Origin of the sequence: Mesorhizobium sp. M7A.F.Ca.CA.004.06.1.1 (assembly GCF_003999135.1) — a bacterium.
In the GTDB taxonomy this organism is placed as follows: Bacteria; Pseudomonadota; Alphaproteobacteria; order Rhizobiales; family Rhizobiaceae; genus Mesorhizobium.
This window is the reverse complement of sequence record NZ_RZPQ01000450.1, coordinates 1-4,894: the sequence shown is the minus strand read 5'-3', so window position 1 is coordinate 4,894 and position 4,894 is coordinate 1. Positions and strand designations below refer to the sequence as shown.

Below are 4,894 nucleotides of genomic sequence, written 5' to 3'. Positions count from 1 at the left end.
CCGGTCGGCGCGACGCAGGATCGCACGGAGCGGGTGCTGGCAGAGGTGACCGACCATTATCTCAATCAGGAGAAGGACGTCGTCGACGGGGTGTTCACCGCTTCCGGCTTCGGCTTCGGCGGCGCAGGGCAGAATGTCGGCATTGCTTTCGTGCGGCTGAAGGACTTCGACCTGCGGAAATCGCCGGCTTCTGCCGCGCAGGCAATCGCCGGCCGGGCGATGGGCGCGTTTTCGAAGATCAGGGATGCGCAGGTCTTCGCGCTTGCGCCTCCCGCCATCCAGGGCTTCGGCAACACCAACGGCTTCGATTTCTACCTGCAGGATGTCAACGGCGCGGGCCATGACGCGCTGATCCAGACGCGCAACCAGCTTCTGAACCTGGCCGGGCAGAACAAGCTGCTCGCCAACACGAGGCCCAACGGGCAGGAAGACCAGCCGCAATTCTCGGTCGACATCGATCAGGAAAAAGCCAGCGCGCTGGGCGTCAGCCTGGCCGACATCAACAACACGCTTTCGACCGCCTGGGGCAGCGATTACGTCAACGACTTCATCGATCGCGGGCGGGTGAAACCGGTCTATCTGCAGTCGGACCCGAACTTCCGCATGCAGCCGGAAGATCTGGACAAATGGCAGGTCCGCAACGCCAGCGGGGCGATGGTGCCGTTCTCGGCCTTTGCTTCCAGCCATTGGACATTCGGTTCGCCCAGGCTCGAACGCTACAATGGATCGGCGGCTGTCGAGATCCAGGGCGCGGCGGCCACGGGCATCAGCTCGGGTGCCGCCATGGACGAGATCGACAAGCTGGTGGCGCAGCTGCCGGCCGGCTATTCCCACGAATGGACAGGGCTGTCGCACCAGGAGAAGCTTTCCGGCAACCAGGCGCTGTCGCTCTATGCGATCTCGGCCCTTGTGGTGTTCCTTTGCCTGGCAGCACTCTATGAGAGCTGGTCGATCCCGTTCGCGGTCATGCTGTCGGTGCCGATCGGCATCTTCGGCGCGCTGCTGGCGGCAAGCCTGTTCGGCCAGTCCAACGACGTCTATTTCAAGGTCGGCCTGCTGACCACGATCGGTCTCGCGGCCAAGAATGCCATCCTCATCGTCGAGTTCGCCATCGAGCGGCAGACCGCCGGGATGGGGCTCGTCGAGGCGACGCTGGAGGCAGCACGACAGCGGCTGCGGCCGATCCTGATGACGTCGCTGGCCTTCATCCTCGGCGTGTTGCCGCTGGCGATTGCCAGCGGTGCGGGCTCGGGTGCGCAGAACTCCGTCGGCATCGGCGTGATGGGCGGGATGATCGCAGCGACGGTGATCGGTGTCTTCCTGGTGCCGCTGCTGTTCGTCACCGTGCGGCGCATCTTCAAGGGCAGGGCGGCCAAACCAGATACGGGCGAGACGCCGGTGACGGCCAACCAGCAATAAGGACAACTTCACATGACAGGTTTGGAACGTGGCTCGGTGGCCGCGAGGCGGCTTCTTGCGCCTATGATTACCGCTGTCCTGCTCGCGGGATGCGTCGTCGGTCCGGATTATCAGACGCCCATATTGGCGATGCCAGCAAGCTGGAGCGGCCACAAGCCGACAAAGCCTGCCCAGCCGGCGCAACTGTCAAAATGGTGGCAGCGGCTGCGCGATCCCGAGCTGAACACGCTTGTCGAGGAAGCGGTTGCCGGCAATCTCGATGTCGCCACCGCCAAGGCAAAAATCCGCGAGGCGCGCGCCAGCTACCGCCAGAGTGCCGGCACGTTGCTGCCGTCGGTCGACGGCTCCGGCTCGGCCACCCGCAACAAGTCAGCCGAGACCACATCAGGCTCTGACGCCACCTACAGCGAGTACCAGGCCGGCTTCGATGCAAGCTGGGAACTCGACCTGTTCGGCGCCAACCGCAGAGGCGTCGAGGCCGCGCGCTACGGGCTGGACGCCTCGCAGGAGGAACTGCGCTCGACGCTTCTTACCCTGGTCGGCGATGTCGCTTCCTATTATACCCAGGCGCGCGGCTACCAGGCCCGCATCGCGCTCGCCCGGCGCTCGGCCGCGTCGCAAAGGCAGACCGCCGAACTTACCCGCACCATGGCGCAGGCGGGCACGGCGACCGCCGCCGATGTCGCCAAGGCGATGGGGCAGGCAGCGAGCACCGAAGCCGCGGTGCCGACGCTGGAGGCAAGCTATGCCCAGGCCGTGCATCGTCTCGCCGTGCTGGCCGGCCGGCCGCCTGCCTCGCTCAGCGAGCGGCTGAAGCGGGTCGCCCCGATCCCTGCACCACGCCTGCCGATGCCCACCGGAATTCCCGCCGACCTCTTGCTTTCGCGACCCGATTTGCGCATGGCGGAACGCCAATATGCGCAATACACCGCCAAGATCGGCCAGGCAGAGGCCGCCCGCTATCCCTCGGTCAGCCTGACGGGAGACATCAGCACGGCGGCGCTGAAGCTTGGCGATCTCGGCAAGAATTCGTCGATCGGCTGGTCGTTCGGGCCGACGCTCAGCGTGCCCTTGTTCAATGCCGGTCAATTGCAGGCGGCCGTCGAGGTCGCCAAGGCGCAGCGCGATCAATATTTCATCGCATACCGGTCTTCGGTGCTGACGGCGCTCGAGGATGTCGAGAACGCGCTTGTGCTGTTGTCGCAGGAGCGCATCCGGATCGGCAAGCTCGCCTCTTCGGCGAAATCCTATGGCGATGCGGCGCGGCTCGAAGGCACGCTCTACAAGGCCGGCGAGACAAGCCTTCTCGATGTGCTCGACGCCCAGCGCTCGCTCTACTCGGCCGAGGACTCGCTGCTGCAAAGCCGCGTCCTGCTGGCGACCAACTACATCGCCCTCAACAAGGCGCTCGGTGGCGGCTGGGATGGCACGGTGGACAGTGCCAAGCCTGAGATCGTCGACGTCAAGACCGGGCCAAGGCTGGCGTCGAAGCCGGCCTCGTGAGCGGTTCCCTGGGCCTCGGTCAATTTCGACGCGGCTACGCAGATTTCGAGATTGTGCGACACACCACTTGTGACGGCGCGTGAAATGCCGCCTCGTGCTTTGGCGATGGCGGGGAGATCGCATCGCTGTTATTGATGGTGATCACACAGCACAGGCGCCGCAGATGACATCCGATACACAGAAGGCCGAAGCGGTCGGGCAGCTGCTCGAAACGCCGGACCTTGCCAGCGCGCTGGAAAGCGAACAGTTCAAGAAGTTCCTCGACCAGGTACCGATCGCCATTGCCGTCTCGGATCTCGGTTCGAAGGAGCGTGTCGTCTATGCCAATCCGGAATTCGAGAAACTGTCCGGCCTCAAGGCGGCGACGCTCGCTCGGCAACACTGGGCGGCGCTTTCCGGCACCGGCCTGCACAAGCAGAAGGACCGGCCGCTGTTCGAGGTCGTGGTCGAGGACACCGATTTCATCGGCACGTTCCGGCTGGAGCGGACAGAAGACCAACCGGCGATCGTCGACGTCTATTCCAATGTCATCGAGGACGACAATGGCAAGGTCTGCTTCCGGCTGGTGGCGCTGGTCGACGTCTCGGCCCATGGCGAAACGGAGGATGCGCGATCGCTCGATGAGCGCATCCGCGAGAAGGACACGCTGCTGCGCGAACTGCAGCACCGGGTAAAGAACAATCTCCAGATGATCACCGCACTGATCCGGATGGAGACGCGCAACGCGGCCGAACCGGATCAGAAGCGTTTCGAGCGGCTGGCAGGTCGCGTCGATGCGCTGGCGATCCTCTACCAGACGCTGTCGGGGGACTATGACAAGGATGAGGTCGATCTTGGTGTCTATCTCAGCCAGATCGCGTCGGCGGTGATGAACTCGCATGCGGTCGAGGGCATCCGCCTCGACATGAAGGTCGACACCTATCCGGTGTCGATCAACGTCGCCATGCCGACCGGGCTGGTGGTGAACGAACTTTTGACCAATGCGCTCAAACATGCCTTCCAGGGGCGCAACGGCGGCACGATCACCCTGCACAGCGTGGTTGACGGCGATGGCTGCCGCATCGTGATCGCCGATGACGGCATTGGCCTGCCGGAGGGCGAGAGCTGGCCCAAGCGCGGCAAACTCGGCGCGCTGATCGCCCGCTCGCTGACCGAGAATGCCAAGGCGGAGTTCGACGTGAAGTCGAGCGCTGGCGAGGGCACTAAAGTCACCATCCTCTTCAAGCGCTCGGCTGCCACCGCCTGAAGCGTGTCGTTGCGGTCTGGCACCTACAGGATCATCTCCAGCTATTCTTGTGCGCCGCGGCAATGAACGCTCCGCGGTCCGGGAGACTCATAGGGTGCCTGCAGTCCTTGCCCTAGCGAGCAGTTGCCGCTGCCTCACGACAGGCCGGCTGGTTCGTCCTAACTCCACACCGTCAGGCGGTTTCTGCCCTGGCATCGGGGAAGGACAAAACCAAGTGACATCGACGCCGGTTGCCAGTCGCCAAGCGGCGCCCCTGCCGGTCGCAGCACTGATGGGCGCTATGGTGTCGATCCAGATCGGCGCCGCCTTCGCCAAGGGCCTGTTCCCGCAGATCGGCGCGCAAGGCACGACAACGCTGCGGCTGGTCATCGGTGCGCTGATGCTGATCGCGGTGCTGCGGCCCTGGCAGATGCGGCCCTCGCGTGCCACTCTGCCGTGGCTGGTCGCCTATGGGGTGACGCTTTGCGCGCTCAACCTCCTGTTCTACGCAGCGCTGGCCAGGATTCCGCTCGGCATCGCGGTGGCGCTGGAGTTTACCGGCCCGCTTCTGGTGGCGACCTTAAGCTCGCGGCGCGCCAGCGACTTTGCCTGGATCGCGCTGGCGGTGGCCGGCATCCTGCTGTTGTCGCCCTTCGTTCATTCCCTCGCGCCGCTTGATCCGATCGGGGTGATGCTGGCGCTGGCGGCCGGCGGCTTCTGGGCGCTTTATATCGTGCTGGCCCAGAA

General features: G+C 64.7%; 4 protein-coding genes. All 4 read left to right on the top strand.

Going from position 1 to position 4,894, the window contains the following annotated elements; all coding sequences use genetic code 11:
* Positions 1-1,419 (top strand): efflux RND transporter permease subunit (locus EN906_RS23100; RefSeq protein ID WP_206529154.1); only part of this gene is annotated, 1,419 nt, incomplete at its 5' end.
* A gap of 12 nt (positions 1,420-1,431) precedes the next feature.
* Complete coding sequence (locus EN906_RS23095; RefSeq protein ID WP_127271114.1) at positions 1,432-2,922, top strand: efflux transporter outer membrane subunit; 1,491 nt, start codon at positions 1,432-1,434, stop codon at positions 2,920-2,922.
* Between the two features lie 163 nt (positions 2,923-3,085).
* A complete protein-coding gene (locus EN906_RS23090) occupies positions 3,086-4,168 on the top strand; it encodes a histidine kinase dimerization/phosphoacceptor domain -containing protein (protein WP_127269636.1) in 1,083 nt (360 codons plus the stop codon).
* 214 nt (positions 4,169-4,382) lie between these two features.
* A partial coding sequence (locus EN906_RS23085; protein WP_348629286.1) for an EamA family transporter occupies positions 4,383-4,894 on the top strand: 512 nt, incomplete at its 3' end.